This is a genomic window from Thiomicrorhabdus sp. zzn3 (assembly GCF_029767755.1).
In the GTDB taxonomy this organism is placed as follows: domain Bacteria; phylum Pseudomonadota; class Gammaproteobacteria; order Thiomicrospirales; family Thiomicrospiraceae; genus Thiomicrorhabdus.
In genome coordinates this window covers 336,754-356,984 of the sequence record NZ_JARUQS010000002.1, presented here as the reverse complement: position 1 = coordinate 356,984, position 20,231 = coordinate 336,754, and the positions used below count along the sequence as shown (strand labels likewise).

The following is a 20,231-nucleotide window of genomic DNA, read 5'->3' as shown; positions in this document are numbered from 1 at the left end:
TCCCATTAAACGGTTTGAACTTGATAAACCGCAAAACTGAACAGGCCTGGTGAAAAGTAAAAAGACCAGGCCTGTTTACTTTGAACTGACCCTCTGACGTTTGGTGTCGCATTTATGCCTCAATCGATTCAACAGCGTTTTACTCCCCTGCTTGAAGCGCGCCGCCAAGCGCATCTCTACCGTCAGCGTCCGTTAAGTTTCAGCGCCCAACAGCCGCAGATGCAGATCAACGGTCTGCCGATGGTGAACTTCAGTTCCAACGACTACCTCGGTTTTGCCAACCACCCGCAAATCAAACACGCCCTGATCGACGCTTTGCAAAACGACGACCTCAGCTATGGTTCCGGAGCCGCGCATCTGGTCAGTGGCCATCACCTCCACCATCACCTACTCGAAGACGAGATCGCCGACTGGTTGGGCGTGGAACGCGCCCTGCTGTTTTCCACCGGCTATATGGCCAATCTGGCGGTGCAGCAGGTACTGATGCAGCCCGGCGACACCCTGTTGGGCGACAAACTCAATCACGCCTCGCTGATCGACGGCGCACGGCACTGTGCGGCGGAGTTCAAACGTTACCCGCACCGCGACATGAACGCCCTGCAACGCCGTCTTGAACAGATTCAACCGGCAGACGGCAACCAAGTGCTGATCGCCACCGACGGCGTGTTCAGCATGGACGGCGACATTGCGCCGCTGGCAGAAATTCAGCGCCTTGCGCAAGCCCACCAAACTTGGTTACTGGTGGACGACGCCCACGGCTTTGGCATGCTCGGCCAAGATGGGCGCGGCAGTTTTGACTATTTAGGCCTTAAACCCTCCGCCGACACCGTGCTCGTCGGCACGCTTGGCAAGGCATTCGGCACCTCCGGCGCGTTTGTCGCCGGTAGCGAAGTCTTGATTGAGAGCCTGATTCAATTTGCCCGGCCTTATATCTACACCACCGCCATGTCGCCATTGAATGCTCTGGCTACCCGTGAAGCGCTCAAACTGGTCAAACAGGGCGACCCAGAACGCCAACGTTTGCAGGCGCATATCCAACGTTTCCGGGAAGGGGCCCTGGCGCTACGGTTGGAGCTGTGGGACTCCCCCTCTGCGATTCAACCAATACTACTCGGCGACAGTGAAACTGCGCTACAATGGAGTGAGGCGCTCAAACAGCAAGGTTTTTGGGTGGCGGCGATCCGTCCGCCCACTGTTCCCAAAGGCCAGGCGCGATTACGGGTGACCTTGTCGGCCGCGCACACTGAAGAACAGGTTGATGCGTTGCTTCAAGCATTAAAACAGATTCAGGCGAACCACAAACGCGGAAAAGGTTAGGAAGACCGACGCTTCAATGGAGAAAATGAGGCCATACTATGGAAAGACGCTTTTTCACCCCGTTCTTTTTCTCCAAGCTGTTCAAATGGAGCGCAAGCCTACTGGCGATGGCCGCGCTTATCGTACTTTTGCTGCCGTTTGCCATCCAATTCGGCATTGAAAAAGCCCTGCAACAACAGGGCGCTGGCCAGGTTTCGATTGCCAATGTGGATTTCAATCCGTTTCGCGGCCGGCTGCAAATCGACGGACTCGAAATCTATTCGCCTTCAGCAGATACAACCACAACCGCCTCTCCCGTTTTAAGGATTCAGCAAGCCCAAGCCGATCTGGGCTGGCTTAATCTGGTGAAAAAGCGCCTGCTGCTGCAAAACGTGACTCTGACCAATGCCTCCGTGGATATTCAGCAGAACGACCCGCGCTCTCTGGTCATAGCCGGGCTGTTTTTCCCTCTGGGACAATCAGCTGAAACCGAAGAAAGCGATGGCACGACTTGGACGGCAGGCATTCAAGCACTGAATTTTTCCAATCTGACGCTGCGCCTATTGCGCCCCGGTCAAGCCATTGACGAAACCACCTACCGTATTGAAAAATTGACGTTAAACGACCTCTATATGTGGGATGCCGGCTCCGGTCGTTTGATTCTTAACAGTCATCTAAACCAAGCCTTAGTGAATTCGCATTTTCGCCTGCAGCTGTTCTCCGTTGCCCCCAAAATCATTGGTACGGTGCGCTTTCAGGATTTGGAACTGGATGAACTGCCTTACCTTAACGATGCCTCACAGAACCCTGAGCTGAAACTTAAAGGGCAGCTTTCGGCTGACGTCACCTTTACCGCCGAACTGAACGAAGCGGGCCTCACCATTGATCAGCAGGGCGAATTTACGCTCAAACAAACCCAGCTGAGCTTGCCGCCTTATCAGATAGACGGTGATAGCATTCGCTGGTCTGGCAGTCTACGCTTTGAGCAACTTAAATCCCAAGCGGATAGCGCCAGTGTAAAACTGGAAGGTCAGTTGGATCTGAAACAGTTTGCGCTACAAGATACACAACAGTCCCTAAGCCTGCATCACTCCCTGCAAGCCGCGCTCAAACTAGAGGCTGCTCTCTCCCCGCAAACCACCGAAGTGCAGCAACAGGGCACCATCACCCTGATAGCGCCTCATTTTGAACTGGCCTCTCTCTCCAGTCAGGCCAACAAAGTAACCTGGCAAGGAGCCTTACATTACCTTTCTGACGAAACGTCTGCACACACCCTTCAAGCGAAGGGGAGGCTTAGCGCAGAACAAGCGCAACTCAACGATCAGGCCAACGGTCTGCAATTGACACAGAATATCACTAATAACGTGGATCTGAATCTGACATTGGATGCAGGCAGTCTCAAGCTGACGCAAAACGGCCTGTTAAAAGTACAGAATCTGAACTTATTGCAACCGCCTTTCCAGGTGGCACTCAACGAACTGGAGTGGAACGGTTCGCTGTCGCTTGACCAACAAACGACACTTGCGGTCGAGCTCCAAGGGGCCATAGGTATGCAGGGGCTGACCACAAGCAACCACGAAAAACAAATGGAGCTGGCCTCTCTAAACACATTGAAGATCAAGCAATTAAACGTCAAACAGGCGGCAGATTGCCTGCAGGCAAACTTAAATCAATTGTCGCTTAATCAGATTCGCCTGGCTTCACAAACCAAAGCCCCTTTTATCGAACTGGGCCATGTTTCGCTCGACCAAGCCGCGCTCAGAAACCTCAATGAATTCAAAATCGGCAACCTCAAATTGGCTCAAGGAGAGACCTCTCTCACCGTGAATCAAGAGGGCAAAATTGTCCAACTCGAAAACCTGCTCGCCAATTTACAGACCAGTGAGCCTGCGGCCAACGAGCCCTCTGCACCCGAAACCAATTCAACGGAGCAACCAGCAGACACTACAACGCCTTCTCAGGAACAGGCTGCGGCTGCGCTCACATTCAGCGTCAACAGCATCACCTTAACCCAACCTCACCAAATTCGCATTAACAGCGAACGTTTTACCCAGCCGATCCAGAAAAACCTGGAGCTGAAAACGTTGAAATTCGGCTCGCTTAACAGCCGCAAACCGGATGCGGATACCCCCTATGAAATTCACTTGGTGGCGGATGAATTCTCGAAAATCCACAGTGAGGGTACGGTTCAGCCGCTTAATCCTGAATTGACAGCGCATCTTTCAACCCAGATTGAAGGTTTGAATCTGGTCGATTTCAGTCCGCTGAGCGCGCAGTTTATCGGCTATGAAATTGACAGCGGCCAACTGTCCGCCAATCTCAAAACCGATTTGGACCGCAACCAGATTGATGCCGAAAATGACTTGCTTTTAAACAAGCTGAAACTCAAAGCAGCCAATAAAGACAAGAGCCAGCAATTTGAACAGGGCTTATCGATGCCAATTGATGCGGCCCTGTCGTTACTGCGTGACAAGCAAGACAATATCAAACTTAAACTGCCGATCAAAGGAGACATCAGCAATCCCGATTTCCGTCTCGATGATGTGATTAACAAGGCCCTGGCAGGCGCCATGCAAAAAGCCACTAAAACCTATCTGCTATTGGCGCTGCAACCTTTCGGTGCCATCGCTTTAGCAGGGGATTTCCTAACACAACAGGCCGGTGCCATCCAGTTGCAGAGCGTGGAGTTTGCTGCAGGGAAAACGGTACTCAACAGTAAAATGACACAGTACCTTGGTAAAGTCGCTACCATGCTTCAAGAACGCAAAGGCGTGCAGATTAAAGTGTGCGGCGCCGCAAACCAGGTAGATCGACTCGCCCTGCTCGGAGTACAGAGTCAATCGGCTTCGCAAGACAAAAACAAAACGTCGCAAAAAGACGGTCAAGCGCAACTGCCGACTGTGGCGGATGAACAACTACTGCAACTGGCCGATGCACGTGCGGTGGCGATTAAACGCTACCTGCTCGATCAGGGCGTCAAAACCGGCCAGGTCATCCTGTGCCAGCCACGCCTAAGCCAAGAAGCCCGCAGTGCTCCGAAAGTGGCGCTGGGTATCTAACGCCTTGAGGACGACAAATTGAAGACATAAAAAAAGCAGGAAAATTCCTGCTTTTTTAAAAGTGTTCGCGGCGTCAGCGGTTTATAACATCAGATGCGCTTACCAGCGCTTTGCCATAACAACTAAGGCCACTTTGACTTATTAAGCGTTACAGTCTTTCGACGTTTGCCGCTTGCAAGCCTTTTTCACCTTCCACGATTTCAAACGAAACCGCTTGCCCTTCTACTAGAGTTCGGCGTCCTGTACCATTAATCGCACGAAAATGAACAAAAACATCTGGCCCGTTTTCTTGCGCCAAAAATCCGAATCCTTTTTCGTCGTTAAACCATTTAACGGTACCTGTTACTGCATCTGACATGATAAACCTCAAATTAAACAATCATCACACCCTCCGCTTCTCCAAAAGAATCTTGAAAAAGTGGTGTGACACTTTGCATAGTAACAGGGGTTGGTATTAAAAGATAGTTAAAACTTTGAAATTCCAATGAAAGTTTTATGACATCGAATAGGCTATACATGCAGAAAGGCCTATATTTATAGGCCATTGGGCCTTAAAAGCTATACAATACAAACCCTTAATAAAAATCACCGATTCAGTCAGCCGATGATGGAGCCGCCATGGTCACACTCAACCGCGAACAATTTGGAAAAGGCCCTAATCTGACCTTTATTCATGGTTGGGGAGCTCAAAACAGTATCTGGAAAGAGTGGATTCTCAACTATTTTTCCGATGATTACTGCGTGCATCTGATTGAACTGCCCGGCTGCGGTGACAGTCCCGCACTACCCAACTCGGACCAAATTCAACAGGCCTGGCTAGAAGCACTGCAAGCTGCCCTGCCAAAATCAACTCATTTGGTAGGCTGGTCACTGGGCGGTCTGCTCTCCCAACAACTGACCGCACGCAATCCCCAGCAGATTTTAAGCTTGACGAATCTCGCCTCTACCCCGCGCTTCATTCAAACCGAGGGTTGGAAATGGGCCGTGAGTCCGGAATTGATGAATGATTTTATCCAGGCTCTAAGCAGGGATACACTCGCTACCCTGCAACACTTCTGGAAACTCCAGATTCAGGGATCCGACGGCGCACGTCAACTGATTAAGCTGTTTATGACTCAGATGAAAACACGCAAAATACCGCACCCGCGCAGTCTGGCTCAAGGCCTGCAATTGCTCAAAGACATGGACAACCGAGATCTATTGCAGCAACTCGAAACCCCTGTTCTATGGCTCCTCGGGGAAAACGATCCTTTGATTCCTCAAGCGTTTGTCTCCGAATTCTGTACAATACAGCCCAATGCTGAAATCAGCCTGATCCAGGGAGCGGCGCACATGCCATTCTATTCGCACCCGCAGGAAACAGCACAGGCCCTAAGGGCTTTTTTGCAAAAACACTCACACTCAACAACTGTATAAAACGACACCATGTCCAATAAACACTCCTCACCACCGGTTAACCGCGCGCACATTCGCCAACATTTCAGTCATGCCGCGCCCAATTACGACGAGGCCGCCATCCTGCAAAAAACGGTAGCGGCACGGGTGGATGAGCGTCTTGAATTAACTACGCTGATGCCATTGACAGTAGCAGACATCGGCGCAGGCACCGGACTCTTAACTGAAAAGGTCATGCGGCGTTATCCCAAAGCGCAGCATTTTGCCATTGATCTTTCCACGGCCATGCTGCAGCAGGCCTGGCAGCGCCTGCAACCACCACGAAGCTGGTTTCCTTTCACCCAAAAGAAGCGTGTCTCTTTAATCAATGCGGATGCCTATGCTTTACCGCTGGCGGATCAAAGCATTGACCTACTGGTGAGCAATCTGATGTTGCAATGGTGTGACGATTTAGATCGCGTGTTTCAGGAATTTCGCCGGGTATTAAAACCAGAAGGCCTGATTATGTTTACCACCTTTGGCCCGGATACGCTTAAGGAATTGAAGCAGGCCTGGTCGGTTGCGGATCCTGAGCAGATGCATGTGAATCATTTTGTCGACATGCATGATATTGGCGATGCTTTGATTCGTAATGGTTTTGGCCAACCGGTCATGGACGTTGAACACTTCACCCTGACGTATGACCGTCCTATGGGCGTGCTTAAGGATTTAAAAGCCATTGGCGCTACCAACGCGTCATTGAACCGTGAACGTGGCTTGATGGGGAAACACAAGTTCCAGCGAATGCTGCAAGCATATGAAGCATTAGCACAACCCGACGGCAAAATCCCTGCGACCTATGAAGTCGTGCACGGCCATGCTTGGGCTGCCCAGGAGGTCTTTAAAGGACCGGAACGCAATCGAGATGGCCTGGTGGAAATCAGTCTGGATGAATTTGCCCGCCAGACGGCTAAAAAATAACCCAGCGCCAGGCCTCTGCTCACATTCACGTTTAATTCATCTCTTGCGGATCGACATCCAGACTCCAACGCACTTTGCGGCTCAACGGATCGGCCGCTATTCCCTCTTCTATTTGCGCCCAAAGCTCGTGCAGTTGCGAGCGCAACTTGGCCTGGATTAACAGTTGATAACGGTAGCGTCCCTGGCGGCGTTCCATCGGCGCCGAAACCGGCCCCCATATTTCCACAGGGCGTCGAGCCGACGCCTCATCACCAGCTTTGACAATGACCTGTTCAGCAAGCTGTAACCGCGCTTTGATTACTTTAAGAAAATTCATGGCATCTGCTGGATTATGCGCTTCCGCACGACATAACATTTGAAAACTGAACGGCGGCAAGTTAGCTACTTTACGCTCCTGAATGGCCTTTTCGGCAAAGGCCGCATAGCCGTGTTTAACCAAAGTGATTAACAACGGATGATCTGGGTGATGGGTTTGAACAAGCACTTCGCCGCGTTTTTCACCTCTACCGGCACGCCCTGCCACCTGCAGGATCAATTGCGCCATTCTTTCCGAGGCTCTGAAATCGGCGCCAAACAAGCCTTGATCCACATCCAACAGGCCAACCAGGGTCACATTAGGAAAATGATGCCCTTTGGCCAGCATTTGCGTACCGATCAGAATGTCTGCCTCACCACTACGTGCCTGTTCAGTTAACTCCGACATTCGTCCTTTTATGCGCGTGGTATCACGATCGATACGCAACACTTTATAGTCTTCAAACCAACTTTGGATAATCTGCTCCAAACGTTCTGTGCCCTGACCGACCTGCACAAATTCATTGCTCTGACAACTTGGACATACCGCCGGTGCGGCGCATTGATATCCACAATGATGACAGCGTAAATGCCCATACTGCCGTCCGGAATAGTGGAGCGTCATATTGGCATCACAACTAGGACACTGTGCTTGCCAGCCACACTGGTGACACATCATGACGGGAGCATAACCACGACGATTTAAAAACAGTAAAACCTGGCCACCCTCTTGTAAATGTTGGCGCATTGCATTTTGCAATGGCGTCGACACCCCCTCCTGAATCTTCTCGCCGCGAATGTCTAATAACCGGAGCTGGGGCAGCTCAGCATTGGCTGCACGCCTTGTCAGTTTAAGGTGTTTAAAACGGCCTAATTGTGCATTATGCAGCGTTTCCAATGACGGTGTCGCCGAACCCAACACAACCGGTATTTGCTGTTCGTAAGCCAATCGGATTAACAGATCCCGTGCCGAATAGCGGAATCCTTCCTGCTGCTTAAAGGAAAGATCATGCTCCTCATCAATGATGCATAGGCCCAAGTTTTTAAAAGGGGTAAACACGGCGGAACGTGTTCCAAGCAGCACCTTCACCTCGCCTTTGCGTACAGAATTCCATGCGCACAGTCTTTCGCTGTCATTGAGACCCGAGTGCAATGTAGCCACTGGTTGCTGTAATGCCGCCGTAAAGCGTTGCACCATCTGCGGCGTCAAACCGATCTCAGGCACCAACACCAGCACCTGCTTGCCTTGTTTCAGCACGCTTTCGATCATGCCTAAGTAAACTTCTGTTTTACCGCTTCCCGTTACACCCTCGAGCAAACAGGCCTGGTATGTGGACAAGCTGCTGACAACCTCATCTACGGCACGCTGTTGCTCGGGATTTAATTGATGCTCTGGTTTTGATGCATGGACTGATCTACTAAAACAAGGGCCGACACGCTCTGCTAGCCAACCTTGTTGCACAAACTTTTTAAGAGTAGGCCGCCAGTTTTGTAAATACTGGTTGAGTTGGTTTGCATCCTGTTCGCGTGGATGTGTCTGAAAAAACGCTAACAGTTCGATTTGTCGTTTGGCATTTTTGGGCAGATCCTCAGCCCTTATGGTACGCCCTTTTTCCGTTAGACTCCAAACGGACTCTCGAACCGTATCAGGGGCATCGCCAATACGTAACCTCTTAGGTAAAGCGGCTTGAATCACCTCGCCTATCGGTTCATGGTAATACTCGCTTGCCCAATTTAAAAATGCCAGTTGCTGTCGTGTGAAAAGCGGTTCGGCATCAATCACTTCAATCACTGTTTTCAGCTTGCCTTCTTCATAAGCGCTCTGCTCTAACAGTGCGGTCACTACACCGATGGCTTCACGGTTTCTAAAAGGCACACGCACTCGACCGCCAACGATGACTCTTCCCGCATCATTTGCTGCCACACGATAATCTAACGCTGTTTTAAACGGACCGGAAACGGCAACCTGAACAATCATTTTGCTATGGAAATGGGTAAAGAAATAAGAATCTTAACACAGAAATTCTTCACCAGACGGTGTTAAGCAAGGCAACGAAAATTGAAATCGGCATGAAACTCTGCCGATCGAACGAAAGAAAATTTCGGATATAAAAAAACCCGCTTTTTAGCGGGTTTTTTTATTTGAATCAAACGCTAAATCGTTGATTACATACCAGCGTGACCAACACCTGGTGGATCTTCATGCAAACGTTGTGGAACGTTGTACTGAGGAGTTCCGTCAGGTAGGCGACGAGCTTGACGATAGTTATGGATATCACCTTTACCATCACCAACCATATAGTCAGGACAGTTGCTCATGCAGCGCTCATTGTGGATAACTGGACGGTGGTCACAGAAGTAGTTACCCTGGTTTTTCATGTACTTGTTCATTTTCATCAACAGTTCAGAGTTGAAGAAAGTGTCATCTTCAAGTTCATTACCTTCATCGTCAATCTTAACGTAGTTAGATTGTAGGATGTAACCAACCATACCCATGTAACCAGCATCGCCGATAAATGGTGCATTTGGTGTCCAGAAAGGCATTGTACGACGGATGTAGTCGAACAGAGTTACCGCGTAAGGCCAGTAGTTACCAACGGTCTTCATCGGCGCTGGATCGTCGAAAGAAGACGTTACCAGTGTTTCATCAACCGCTAGAGGTAGGTAACCTTTTGCACCTTCACCGAATTCACCGTGACACATACCACAGTATTGAACGTACAACTTACCACCTTCTTCAACAGTCATACCAACTGATGGATCAGGAAGCCCTTTACCGTCACCGTCAACAACGATGTTCCATACTTTCAACGCATCTTCAGCGATTGGCGTACCGAAACCATAAGCCGTGAAGTTGTCGTTGTAGTAGTTTTTAGCAACACTGTCATGTACTTCAACGAAAGCTGCAGGAACTTTACATTGAGCGTTACCGTGGTTACCACCATCGATGCTGTCATCTACTTCAAAGGAGTATGGGTTAGCAGGATCTAGTTTTCCTTCCAAACCGTCACGCCCGTGAGCAGCATCTTTACCTAAAATGGCTTCGATAACTTTAGCGTCTAGGTATTTACCATCTGCTTCACGAATAATCTCAGCGTAGTTAGCAGCGTACTTACCGTTGATTTTCTCACCGGCGCTACCGTCTGAGCTACCGCTCATTGCATTTGCTGAGCCGGCAAATAGTGTTGCAACTGTTGCTGCAACCAATGTTTTCTTAGTACTGAACATTTTCAATCATGCCTCCGTTTTTGCCGTCTTCCCATGCATGTACACGCCATGTAACCATTGCGGTACGGTGGTAAACGTTGTTTGTACCTTCTAGTTGACGCATTTGCGGCATTGGCGGCTGAACGTAACCAGTTTCATCTGTAACACGGCTCATCAAGAACGCTTCTGAACCATCCCAATCCCATTCAACTTCAAAGCGAGTCCATGCTTTATCCAAAACAGGAGAAGTAAAGTGCGCTTCTTTCCAGTTCTTACCACCGTCGAAAGAAACATCAACGTGTGCAACTTTACCGCGACCAGACCAAGCTAGACCACGTACGAAGTATTTACCTGGACCTTGCATTTTGAAGTCAGGAGATGGGTAAGTAATTACTGAGTTTGGTTCCATGTACCATGAGAAACGCTGCGCTGTCCCATCAGGCATAAGCTCAGTGTACTTAGAAGTCTCTTCACGGTGCTGTGCAGGTACATCGTGAACCTGGATACGACGTAGGTATTTAACCCACATGTTCGCTTCACATCCTGGAACAACCAAACGAATTGGGTAACCTTGCTCACGACGAAGTGCTTCACCGTTCTGAGCGTAAGCAACGAAACAGTCATCCATGGCGATTTCAAGCGGGATAGAACGAGTCAAACCAGCTGCATCCGCGCCTTCAGGAATAATCCACTTACCTTCAGGTTTGATCCCCGCTTCTTTCAATAGGTCAGATAGACGAACACCCGTGTATTCAACACAAGACATCATACCGTGAGTCCACTGAACAGAGTTCAACTGAACCCCTTTCCACTCCATCGCACCGTTAGCAGGACACTCTACGAAGTGAATACGTGAAACAGATGGGAAACGCTTAAGATCATCCATAGTGAAGATCAATGGGCGCTCTACCAGACCGTGAATCACTAAACGGTGATCATCTGGGTTGATTGTTGGTACACCACCGTGGAAACGCTCAAAGTGAAGACCGTTTGGAGTGATGATCCCGTGCAAGCTTTGCAGTGGAGTCATTGTGATAGACGCCATAGAATCTGGAGTCAACCACTCAAGTGTACGACGCTGAACTTCTTTCTCATATGGAGAAGGCATACCGTATGGGTATTTACGAACACCAAAACCAAGTGATTTACGTGCAGCACCATCTTGAAGTACTTCAGTAATTTCTTCTTTACCAGCGTAAGGGGCTACGGCTTTTTTAGGGTCATATCCCGCACCTTCCGCTGCGCTAGCTGCTTTGGTGAACATTACACCACCAGCTACAGCCGCAGTACCTTTTAGGAAGGCACGACGACCTTGATTGCGACTTTCTTCAGTCTGAACCGCAACCTTTTCTACGATTTGATCTGTCATTTAATGCTCCTTGATTGATCTTGTTGCTTGGCAACAACACCCCAGATTCAAGAGTTTAATTTATTTATATATAGCGTGTATGTCGGCAAAACTCCGAGCAATACATTTTTTGCTGACCAGTAATGATATTTGTTAAGGCCTCATACTTCAAGCAAATGCCTAACAAAAATTAGAATTCGCTTATATAATTTTTTTATGGGGATAAGCCCTTTTTCTATCCCCGGAAGGAATTATGGCTTTATAACCCGGGCTTAACCCCGCCGCAAAACGACCTTTCAAGCCGACTCCACATCAATCACAAGCTCGGCAAATCTTCCCTTCTGCAAATGGGTCCCGACTTCGGATTCTCAATGTCTTCCGCCACCTGACTTAAAAAGCTCTGTAGCTCATCAACCGTCAAAACTGACAGAATTTTATTCATAATTTCCGGATGAATGGCCACCGTAGTGAATTCGCCCGACTGAAGCTGCACCTGAACACCGCACGCATCGGCCAAAGCACCGTTCTCATCGTTACCTTCAATTTGCGCGGCTTGCTCTCCAAAAAACAGATCGTTGTAGTAATCTTCGATTTTCTCAATCGTCTCATCATCCAACTGACCTTTCATCTGGACCGTGAAAGAGAGTTCACCAGGATGCAATTCTTCACTGATCACCTCAAAGCCAACACCGAAACCACTACAGTAGGCGACAAACTTGTCTGCTAACGCCTCACTAAAAAAAACATACTCCATCTGTTCGTCCATTATGCCGATCCTTTCTTTTTAAGCCTATGAATAGTATCATTCAAACCACTTTGAAGCACGCTTTCCAGGCGTGACCAAACCTAATTGATAAGCAAAGGTCCAGACCATGATTGATCGCCAATTTCCTATTACGCGGATGCGCCGCATGCGCAAAGACGAGTTTTCCCGCCGCCTGATGCGCGAAAACATCCTGACCACAAACGATCTGATTCTGCCCGTTTTTGTGATTGAAGGACACAATCAAAGAGAGCCGGTCAAGTCGATGCCGGGAGTCGAGCGCCTGAGTCTAGACCTTTTGGTTGAAGAAGCCAAAGAAGTAGCGGCCTTGGGCATCCCGATGATCGCTCTGTTTCCGGTCACGCCACAGGAAGCGAAATCATTGGACGCAGCGGAAGCCTACAATCCGGACGGATTGGCGCAACGCGCGGTGCGTGCCATTAAACAGGCCTGTCCAGAACTGGGCGTCATGACCGATGTGGCACTGGATCCATTCACTACCCACGGACAAGACGGCATTATCGATGAAAACGGCTATGTGCTGAACGACGATACCATCGATGTTCTGATGAAGCAGGCCTTATCTCACGCAGAAGCCGGCGCGGACGTTATCGCCCCTTCCGACATGATGGATGGGCGCATTATCGAAATTCGTGAGTTGCTGGAAGATCATGGTTACATCAACACGCGCATCATGGCTTACTCCGCCAAATACGCTTCTGCTTTTTACGGTCCGTTCCGTGATGCCGTTGGCTCAGCCGGGAATTTGGGTAAAGGCAATAAATACACCTACCAAATGGATCCGGCCAACAGTAACGAAGCGCTGCACGAAGTCTCCCTAGACCTGAACGAAGGCGCTGACATGGTCATGGTCAAACCCGGATTACCTTATCTGGACATCGTACGTCGCATTAAGGATGAATTTAAGGCGCCTACCTATGTTTACCATGTCAGCGGTGAATATGCGATGCTGAAAGCCGCGTCGCAAAACGGCTGGCTGGACGAAAAATCGGTGGTTCTAGAAACGCTGTTAAGCTGCAAACGCGCTGGGGCCGACGGCATCTTAACCTATTACGCCAAACTTGCGGCGATCTGGCTTAAAGAAGAAAATTAAAGGCCATTATGTGCATGCTTCTGTGTTCAAAAACGGTCACTTGGCATTATTTAATCCAAACGCACCTTTTGCACTGAAGCGCACCATACTTGACTTAATTTTACACTGAGAGAAATTATGACTGATTTGTACGCTGTGGTGGGTTACCCCATCGCCCATTCAAAATCTCCACTGATTCACCGTCTATTTGCGGAACAGACCGGCGAAGCCATCAGCTATGAAGCGATTCTGATCGACAGCGATGAAACCAGTTTTCAATGGGCGATTGAAGATTTGAAGCGCCGTGGGTATAAAGGCATCAATATCACCGTGCCATACAAACTCGACGCCTTTGAATATGCCGACACCCTTTCTCCGAGAGCGCAGACAGCCCATGCGGTCAACACCTTCGTCTTCAACGAGGATGGTACGACCTTTGGCGACAATACCGATGGCGTCGGTCTGGTGAACGACATCGAACTTAACGGCGCACGGCCGTTTAAAGAGCAAAACGTACTGATCCTAGGCGCAGGCGGCGCCGTTCAAGGAATTTTAGAGCCGCTACTGGCCAAGCAGCCTAAACGGGTTCATATCGCCAACCGTACCGCCAAACGGGCACAAGTGTTAAGTGACCGTTTCGACAGCGATATTCCGATGACGGCGAGCGGCTGGGAGGACATTCCCGAAGGCCCTTTTGACATTATCATCAACGGCACTTCGGCCAGTTTGGACGGCAAACTTCCGCCCGTTTCAGAAGCGATAGTCCACCCCAGCAGCCTGGTCTATGACATGATGTACGGCAAAGAACCGACCGTATTTATGGAATGGGCGAAACGCATTCAACCCGACTGCCAGGTCATGGATGGATTGGGCATGCTGGTCGGTCAAGCCGCTGAAGCCTTTTACTTATGGCGCGGCGTCCGCCCTGAAACCCAGCCGGTCATTGATACGATTCGTCAGCAGATGCTAGAAAGCAACGTCTAACGCTATCAAAAAACCCAGCAGGAGGCCTGCTGGGTTTTATGCATCCAATCCCGAAATCATTCAAGCAGATTACTCTTCTTCATCCACATAGTCATAGTGATTCTGGTACTCATTTTTCAGATCCACATAATGCTTCGCCGAATATTTAAAGAACGCCATTTCTTCGTCAGTCAACGGACGCACTTTTTTCACCGGGGAGCCCACATAAAGGTGGCCACTTTCAAGCACCTTACCTGGCGGCACCAAACTATTGGCCCCAACCAATACATTTTTTTGCACCACCGCATTATCCAAAACGACGGATCCCATCCCAATCAGGCACTCATTTTCAATAATGCAGCCATGCAGGACTACATTATGGCCTACGGTTACATCCTGACCGACAATGCATTTTGACCCTTTTGACTTTTCGCTTTCATGCGTGGTGTGGAGAACACAGCCATCCTGAATATTGGAGCGGTCACCCACCATAATGTCATTGACATCACCGCGCAGGGTTGCATTCGGCCAGATGCTGACATCCGCCCCCAAAACACAACGCCCAATAACCACGGCCGCATGATCCACCCAGCACCCGTCTTGCAGAACTGGAAACACCCCTTGAAAACTTCTAATCGCCATAACTTTTATCACTCCACCTATTGATTGGCATCGATTCGCAATCCCATCAATTTTAGACCAAAAATCCCCTAAGAATTCACTTTCAGATAATAATCATTTATACGCACTAAAAATGATTGATTAAGAACCTATCAAAACTGCATTTTCTATGACTATAATAGCTTAAAAGCGATGACCGAAATAGGGAGCAGTTTCTTACCATGATCGAAAAACGTTTTGCAAAACGCATCCCATCCAGCCGGCCGGCCCTATTGCTGTTCGACAATCGTACCGTCTATGCGATCATGACAGACTTTTCCAGACATGGAATTGGACTTATTTCTGATGAACCGCTTCCAAAAGATAAACGCATTGAAATCCATTTCGATATTGCCAACCAGAATACTTTAAAGCCTTTTCAATTTAAGGCCGAGGTCAAACACTGCATTTCCTGGCATTCAGGCAATCATATCGGTGTTCGTTTGGATTTTCCAAGCGAGAGCTACTTGGAACTTTATGAGCTCCTTGCAGTGGCCTGATATTTTTTCTACAATCAGATCAAATAATTACCAATTTTTTCATTACATCTTGGTGTACTATGTATACAACATCAGCACTTGCTGAAGCACAATCGGTAACGGAAGACATGCCTGAATCTAAAATCGCAGAACGGGAAAAACGGGGCGCCCCGCGCTTTCCAGTCCATAAAGCATCTGTACTCCGACGAAATGATAATGAAATCTATACCACTCTAATTAACGTGTCCGCAAGCGGGGTCGCCTTTTTGAGTGCGGTCGAACTCGAGATGGGAGAAGAAGTCACACTTAAGTGTCACTCCACCCAAAACGAGGAGATCGTTCAGCTCGACCTGCCGATTACCATTGTCCGCTGCCACTTCGACGAGAAAGAGCTGGAATATGAGGTCGGCGCCAAGTTACAGAAAGTCACCTTTGAATACCGGGAAATGCTGAAGCATATTGCTGAAACCTACTCAAAGTTAGCCCATTTAAACTGATTAACTCTCAATAAAAAAGGAGCCAAAAGGCTCCTTTTTTATTTACAGCCAACCATTCGATTAACGCATGGTCACTAACTCTTCCGAGCTGGAAGGGTGAATGGCGATCGTGGCATCCAGATCGGCTTTGGTGGCTCCCATTTGCACCGCAACCGCAAACCCTTGCAGCATTTCGTCCGCCCCGTCACCGACAATGTGAATACCCACTACCTTCTCTTCAGGACCGGCCACCACCAATTTCAATGCGGTTTTGATTTGATGTTCGGTAAAAGCGTAACGCATCGGAGTAAAGGTAGAAGTATAGACCTTGACATTATCATGCCCATATTCGCTGCGCGCGTCATGCTCTGCTAAACCGACCGTCCCCACCGGTGGATGCGAGAAGATCACGGTTGGCACCGAACTCAAATCCAGCTTAAGCTCTGGCTTATTGTTATACAAACGCTCGGCCAAATAACGCCCGGCGCGAATCGCTACCGGTGTCAATTGGGGCTGACCGGTCACATCGCCAATAGCATAGATGTTATCGACAGAGGTTTTATGGTATTCGTCCACCTCAATAAATCCATAACCGTTGGCCTCAAGCCCGACATTTTCCAATTTCAACGGTTCGATCAAAGTCTGACGGCCAACGGCCCAAACCACTTGATCAAAGCCTTCCAAATGTTGTCCGTCCTCGCTTTCAACCGTAATCGTACCATCATCGGCTTTAATCAGCTTTTTGACCTTGAAGTGATACTCTTTATGAATCCCTGAAGTGATCATGGCATCGGTCAAGGTTTCACGGATCATGTCGTCAAAGCCTCGCAACACTAAATCTTTCCGGCTCAACAAGGAGGTTTCCGTACCCAACGCCTGGAATACCCCAGCCAGCTCAACGGCGATATAACCACTGCCGATCACCGCGACCTTTTTTGGTTGTTCCTTAAGCTGGAAAAAGCCGTCTGAGGTAATCCCTAAATCACCATTTTCCGTTTCCTGAGGAATCGTCGATGTACCGCCTGGCGCAATCACAATGGTTTCCGCCGTGTAACGCTTGCCGTCAACCTCGACCGTATGATTGTCGACAAAACTGCCCCAGCCCTGAAGCACATCGACGCCCTTGTCGGCCATGTAACCGCCGTACCAGGTATTGATGTTACTGATATACTGCTCACGCTTTTCAACCAATGTCGCCCAGTCAAAGCCTTTCTGATCGACATCAAACCCAAAATCCGGGGCATCACGCAGCGCTTCGGCAATGTGCGCACCAAACCACATCACTTTTTTAGGCACACAACCAATATTGACGCAGGTACCGCCGAGTTTTTTCGCTTCTACAACAGCGCATTTTTTTCCGTACTCCGCAGCACGTTCAACCACTGACAAACCGCCACTTCCGGCACCTATTGCAATCAAATCATAATCGTATTTCATTCTTTGCCCCTAATAAAAAGCTGGATTTAGAACCCCTCAAACAACCGTACTCTATCTTCAATCAAATGGTATCAAGTACGTTTGCCTAAACAGTCCTTTAAAGCAAAGAGGCCAACAACTGGCCCCCTTACAATATTTTGCCTAAGCATTTTTGACCAACTGAACAGGCCTGTTCAGTCTGCCGTGCCAGAATTACTTGGCAAGATAGGCTTCCAAGTCGTCAGAACCGCCGACATATTCACCTTCAATAAAGATTTGAGGTACCGTACCGGCATTCGCCACGGCACGCAGTGTACGGGAAGTTACACCACTGTTAGAAACGGTGATCTCTTCATACTCAATCCCGTTGTCTTCCAACATGGCTTTGGCCTTGATGCAGAACGGACAACCAGGCTTGGTAAAGATTGTCGCAACACGAGGCGGCTTCGCTTCTGGATTGATGTAGTTCAACATAGTATCTGCGTCAGACACTTCAAATGGATCACCCGGGACTTCTGGCTCGATGAACATTTTCTCAATCACGCCATCTTTAACCAGCATCGAATAGCGCCATGAACGCATTCCAAAGCCAAGATCTTCTTTGTTCACCAACATACCCATGCCATCAGAAAACTCACCATTTCCATCTGGAATCAAGCGCACATTCTGCGCTTCCTGATCTTTAGCCCACTCGTTCATCACGAAAGTATCGTTGACCGAAAGACACACGATTTCATCAACGCCATTTGCGAAGAAAACCGGCGCCAATTCGTTATAGCGTGGTAGGTGAGTTGAAGAACATGTTGGGGTAAATGCACCTGGAAGTGCAAACACCACAACCGTTTTACCTTTAAAAATATCATCCGTCGTGACGTTCACCCACTCATTGTTTTCACGCACACGGAATGTAACGTTAGGAACTCTTTGACCTTCTTTATTTGGTAATGCCATCTTTTGAACCCTCTGATAACTGTTTTAAATTCGTCACCGCTGTGACTTGATAGTTAGTGTAGGCGAACTCTATGAATTAGTAAATTTGATTATTTTAAAGCCAACAATAGTCAAAAACTATCAATAAAAACCAACTGATAGCATTACTGCAAAGTGGAGCCTTGAAGTGTACGCATAAAGGGTTCAAGCTGCTCTTTTTCCTGAGCGTATTTCATTAACAGCCCCAAAATCGCCTGATCTTCATGCTGCGAGGCAATTCGCGCGCATAGCTGAAAATCACGATCCGTGACCGAACCACTAAACGCCCCCAACTCCAATAAAGCCGCAGCCATTCCCACATTCTGCAACAGGCAGGCCGCATGAATCGCTTTAACCGGTTCGCCAGACGCATCCTTTTCCACCACTTTCTGTCCGGAAACAAAATGCTCCTGAACCAATACCATCGTCATCCAATAGTTCATTTCAGGGGCTTCCTGACTTTCAAGCACATTCATAAAAATTTCGTCAGGCGCAATCCCATGCTTTTGAATCAAGGTGGCAACCGTCGCCGAAAACGGTGCCCGAGTTTGTGGATCCACATTCAATAAATTCATAACATCTCTCGTAACTGCTTTTAACGTTCCATTATAACGAAAGCCATCGTTAAAAATCGTGCGCTTATAAAGCTAACCCGCACGCGACCGCCGATGCCCAGGCCCACTGAAAGTTATAGCCTCCCAATTGCCCGGTAACATCCAGGACCTCACCAATAAAATAAAGCCCAGCCTGTTTCTTAGCCTCAAACGTTTTCGAAGAGATCTCATCCGTATCCACGCCGCCAAGTGTGACTTCTGCTTTGTCGTAGCCCGCTGTATCCGCAGGATAAAGTCTCCAATGGCACAGATGGTGCAGCCAAGACTTTAACGTTTCATTCGGGTAATCCGCTAAACGGCCTTCCAAGGGATAAAGCTGCAACCACATTTGCGTAAACCGTTTTGGAAAGGCCTGGTTCAGCCAACTCTGAGCGGTTTTCCCCGACTGTTTAACAGCAAGTAATTCAGCCAACAACGCCTCATCCGACTTTCCAGGAAACAGGTTGATTTCAATCGGTTTTCCGGACTGCCAATAATTAGAAGCCTGCAAAATACCCGGACCACTCAAACCAAAATGGGTAAACAGAATATTTTCCGCAAAGTGATGCTCCCCCACAGAAACCTCCGCTTCAATCGACAGACCGCTTAACTGTGCAAAACGTTGCTGCCATTTGCCCTCAAATAGCAACGGCACCAATCCCGGAGCAGTCGGGATGATATTAAGCCCGAACTGTCTGGCAATCTCATATCCCCAACCGCTGGCTTTAAGCTTTGGAAACGACAACGCTCCGGTCGCTATAACCAGTTTTTGGGTAACCAAAGCGCCTAAAGAGGTCTGTAACTCAAATCCGTTTTCAGCCAGCGCAACAACCTTTCCAATCTGCGTCTTCAGTTGAACCGTGACGCCAGCCCAGTCACATTCTGTACGCAGAATTTGAATGAGGTCCGATGCTCGATGCAGACAAAACAGTTTGCCCAGTTCGCGCTGCTCATATTCCAAACCATGACGATCAACCAGTTCAATAAAAGCGTGCGCAGAATAGCGCGACAAGGCACTTTTAACAAAATGGGGATTACGGCAGATATAGTTGGCCGGCGTTACATTCAGATTGGTAAAATTGCACTTTCCTCCACCGGAAATGCGGATTTTAGAAGCCGCTTTCGGCGCGTGATCCAGTACCAGTACCCGCTTACCTTGATACCCTGCGGTAGCGGCACACATCAGGCCTGAAGCCCCGGCGCCTACAATAACAACATCCCAATTGATTTGATTTAGCATCATAAACGGAAGCGAATCTA

Annotated in this window: 18 protein-coding genes; 8 read left to right on the top strand and 10 right to left on the bottom strand. The window is 48.8% G+C overall.

Going from position 1 to position 20,231, the window contains the following annotated elements:
* Window positions 1-114 precede the first annotated feature (114 nt).
* Complete coding sequence (bioF, locus tag QCB44_RS09245) at window positions 115-1,317, top strand: 8-amino-7-oxononanoate synthase (RefSeq protein WP_279409630.1); 1,203 nt, start codon at window positions 115-117, stop codon at window positions 1,315-1,317.
* Between the two features lie 38 nt (window positions 1,318-1,355).
* Entirely contained in the window at window positions 1,356-4,355 is a 3,000-nt protein-coding gene (locus QCB44_RS09240) for a DUF748 domain-containing protein (RefSeq protein WP_279409628.1), read from the top strand.
* 148 nt (window positions 4,356-4,503) lie between these two features.
* On the opposite strand, the gene QCB44_RS09235 is transcribed toward QCB44_RS09240, so the two are convergent.
* Window positions 4,504-4,713: a cold-shock protein gene (locus QCB44_RS09235; protein WP_279409626.1), complete on the bottom strand. Its 210-nt coding sequence runs from the start codon at window positions 4,711-4,713 to the stop codon at window positions 4,504-4,506.
* A gap of 260 nt (window positions 4,714-4,973) precedes the next feature.
* Here QCB44_RS09235 and QCB44_RS09230 point away from each other — a divergent pair, with 260 nt between their 5' ends.
* Both QCB44_RS09230 and bioC read left to right on the top strand, forming a co-directional pair.
* Window positions 4,974-5,771: an alpha/beta fold hydrolase gene (locus QCB44_RS09230; protein ID WP_279409625.1), complete on the top strand. Its 798-nt coding sequence runs from the start codon at window positions 4,974-4,976 to the stop codon at window positions 5,769-5,771.
* Window positions 5,772-5,780: 9 nt separating this feature from the next.
* Window positions 5,781-6,710 carry a malonyl-ACP O-methyltransferase BioC gene (bioC, locus tag QCB44_RS09225; protein WP_279409623.1) on the top strand — a complete coding sequence of 310 codons (930 nt, stop codon included), beginning with the start codon at window positions 5,781-5,783 and terminating at the stop codon, window positions 6,708-6,710.
* A 31-nt stretch (window positions 6,711-6,741) separates the two neighbouring features.
* On the opposite strand, the gene QCB44_RS09220 is transcribed toward bioC, so the two are convergent.
* The 4 genes from QCB44_RS09220 to QCB44_RS09205 all read right to left on the bottom strand — a co-directional run bounded on the left by QCB44_RS09220 (window position 6,742) and on the right by QCB44_RS09205 (window position 12,325).
* On the bottom strand, window positions 6,742-8,982 hold the full coding sequence (locus QCB44_RS09220) for a primosomal protein N' (RefSeq protein WP_279409622.1): 2,241 nt from the start codon (window positions 8,980-8,982) through the stop codon (window positions 6,742-6,744).
* A gap of 188 nt (window positions 8,983-9,170) precedes the next feature.
* On the bottom strand, window positions 9,171-10,232 hold the full coding sequence (locus tag QCB44_RS09215) for a hypothetical protein (protein ID WP_279409790.1): 1,062 nt from the start codon (window positions 10,230-10,232) through the stop codon (window positions 9,171-9,173).
* The gene (gene soxC, locus QCB44_RS09210) at window positions 10,219-11,580 is read right to left on the bottom strand and encodes a sulfite dehydrogenase (protein WP_279409621.1); all 1,362 of its coding nucleotides are present in this window, start codon (window positions 11,578-11,580) and stop codon (window positions 10,219-10,221) included. Before soxC ends, QCB44_RS09215 begins: the two co-directional genes overlap by 14 nt.
* A 295-nt stretch (window positions 11,581-11,875) precedes the next feature.
* Window positions 11,876-12,325 (bottom strand): hypothetical protein, encoded by a 450-nt coding sequence (locus QCB44_RS09205; protein ID WP_279409619.1) that lies wholly within the window; start codon window positions 12,323-12,325, stop codon window positions 11,876-11,878.
* Window positions 12,326-12,431: 106 nt separating this feature from the next.
* Between QCB44_RS09205 and hemB the strand changes: the two genes are divergently transcribed.
* Window positions 12,432-13,436: a porphobilinogen synthase gene (hemB, locus tag QCB44_RS09200; RefSeq protein WP_279409618.1), complete on the top strand. Its 1,005-nt coding sequence runs from the start codon at window positions 12,432-12,434 to the stop codon at window positions 13,434-13,436.
* 117 nt (window positions 13,437-13,553) lie between these two features.
* Window positions 13,554-14,399, top strand: a complete 846-nt coding sequence (aroE, locus tag QCB44_RS09195; RefSeq protein WP_279409617.1) for a shikimate dehydrogenase — start codon at window positions 13,554-13,556, stop codon at window positions 14,397-14,399.
* A 69-nt stretch (window positions 14,400-14,468) separates the two neighbouring features.
* On the opposite strand, the gene QCB44_RS09190 is transcribed toward aroE, so the two are convergent.
* The gene (locus QCB44_RS09190) at window positions 14,469-15,020 is read right to left on the bottom strand and encodes a gamma carbonic anhydrase family protein (RefSeq protein WP_279409616.1); all 552 of its coding nucleotides are present in this window, start codon (window positions 15,018-15,020) and stop codon (window positions 14,469-14,471) included.
* Window positions 15,021-15,220: 200 nt separating this feature from the next.
* Here QCB44_RS09190 and QCB44_RS09185 point away from each other — a divergent pair, with 200 nt between their 5' ends.
* Window positions 15,221-15,538, top strand: coding sequence for a PilZ domain-containing protein (locus QCB44_RS09185; RefSeq protein ID WP_279409615.1), 318 nt, complete (start codon window positions 15,221-15,223; stop codon window positions 15,536-15,538).
* 59 nt (window positions 15,539-15,597) lie between these two features.
* Window positions 15,598-16,014 (top strand): PilZ domain-containing protein, encoded by a 417-nt coding sequence (locus tag QCB44_RS09180; protein ID WP_279409614.1) that lies wholly within the window; start codon window positions 15,598-15,600, stop codon window positions 16,012-16,014.
* A 60-nt stretch (window positions 16,015-16,074) separates the two neighbouring features.
* On the opposite strand, the gene gorA is transcribed toward QCB44_RS09180, so the two are convergent.
* From gorA to QCB44_RS09160, 4 genes are all read right to left on the bottom strand, one after another.
* Window positions 16,075-17,430 (bottom strand): glutathione-disulfide reductase, encoded by a 1,356-nt coding sequence (gene gorA / locus QCB44_RS09175; protein WP_279409612.1) that lies wholly within the window; start codon window positions 17,428-17,430, stop codon window positions 16,075-16,077.
* A gap of 192 nt (window positions 17,431-17,622) precedes the next feature.
* Window positions 17,623-18,360 carry a glutathione peroxidase gene (locus QCB44_RS09170; protein WP_279409611.1) on the bottom strand — a complete coding sequence of 246 codons (738 nt, stop codon included), beginning with the start codon at window positions 18,358-18,360 and terminating at the stop codon, window positions 17,623-17,625.
* A 143-nt stretch (window positions 18,361-18,503) separates the two neighbouring features.
* Complete coding sequence (locus QCB44_RS09165; RefSeq protein WP_279409609.1) at window positions 18,504-18,953, bottom strand: hypothetical protein; 450 nt, start codon at window positions 18,951-18,953, stop codon at window positions 18,504-18,506.
* Window positions 18,954-19,017: 64 nt separating this feature from the next.
* Window positions 19,018-20,214, bottom strand: a complete 1,197-nt coding sequence (locus tag QCB44_RS09160) for an NAD(P)/FAD-dependent oxidoreductase (protein WP_279409607.1) — start codon at window positions 20,212-20,214, stop codon at window positions 19,018-19,020.
* Window positions 20,215-20,231 lie beyond the last annotated feature (17 nt).

Coding starts and splice junctions, on each gene's coding strand:
- bioF (WP_279409630.1), top strand. CDS start 115: ATGCCTCAATCGATTCAACAGCGTTTTACTCCCCTGCTTGAAGCGCGC.
- QCB44_RS09240 (WP_279409628.1), top strand. CDS start 1,356: ATGGAAAGACGCTTTTTCACCCCGTTCTTTTTCTCCAAGCTGTTCAAA.
- QCB44_RS09235 (WP_279409626.1), bottom strand. CDS start 4,713: ATGTCAGATGCAGTAACAGGTACCGTTAAATGGTTTAACGACGAAAAA.
- QCB44_RS09230 (WP_279409625.1), top strand. CDS start 4,974: ATGGTCACACTCAACCGCGAACAATTTGGAAAAGGCCCTAATCTGACC.
- bioC (WP_279409623.1), top strand. CDS start 5,781: ATGTCCAATAAACACTCCTCACCACCGGTTAACCGCGCGCACATTCGC.
- QCB44_RS09220 (WP_279409622.1), bottom strand. CDS start 8,982: ATGATTGTTCAGGTTGCCGTTTCCGGTCCGTTTAAAACAGCGTTAGAT.
- QCB44_RS09215 (WP_279409790.1), bottom strand. CDS start 10,232: ATGTTCAGTACTAAGAAAACATTGGTTGCAGCAACAGTTGCAACACTA.
- soxC (WP_279409621.1), bottom strand. CDS start 11,580: ATGACAGATCAAATCGTAGAAAAGGTTGCGGTTCAGACTGAAGAAAGT.
- QCB44_RS09205 (WP_279409619.1), bottom strand. CDS start 12,325: ATGGACGAACAGATGGAGTATGTTTTTTTTAGTGAGGCGTTAGCAGAC.
- hemB (WP_279409618.1), top strand. CDS start 12,432: ATGATTGATCGCCAATTTCCTATTACGCGGATGCGCCGCATGCGCAAA.
- aroE (WP_279409617.1), top strand. CDS start 13,554: ATGACTGATTTGTACGCTGTGGTGGGTTACCCCATCGCCCATTCAAAA.
- QCB44_RS09190 (WP_279409616.1), bottom strand. CDS start 15,020: ATGGCGATTAGAAGTTTTCAAGGGGTGTTTCCAGTTCTGCAAGACGGG.
- QCB44_RS09185 (WP_279409615.1), top strand. CDS start 15,221: ATGATCGAAAAACGTTTTGCAAAACGCATCCCATCCAGCCGGCCGGCC.
- QCB44_RS09180 (WP_279409614.1), top strand. CDS start 15,598: ATGTATACAACATCAGCACTTGCTGAAGCACAATCGGTAACGGAAGAC.
- gorA (WP_279409612.1), bottom strand. CDS start 17,430: ATGAAATACGATTATGATTTGATTGCAATAGGTGCCGGAAGTGGCGGT.
- QCB44_RS09170 (WP_279409611.1), bottom strand. CDS start 18,360: ATGGCATTACCAAATAAAGAAGGTCAAAGAGTTCCTAACGTTACATTC.
- QCB44_RS09165 (WP_279409609.1), bottom strand. CDS start 18,953: ATGAATTTATTGAATGTGGATCCACAAACTCGGGCACCGTTTTCGGCG.
- QCB44_RS09160 (WP_279409607.1), bottom strand. CDS start 20,214: ATGATGCTAAATCAAATCAATTGGGATGTTGTTATTGTAGGCGCCGGG.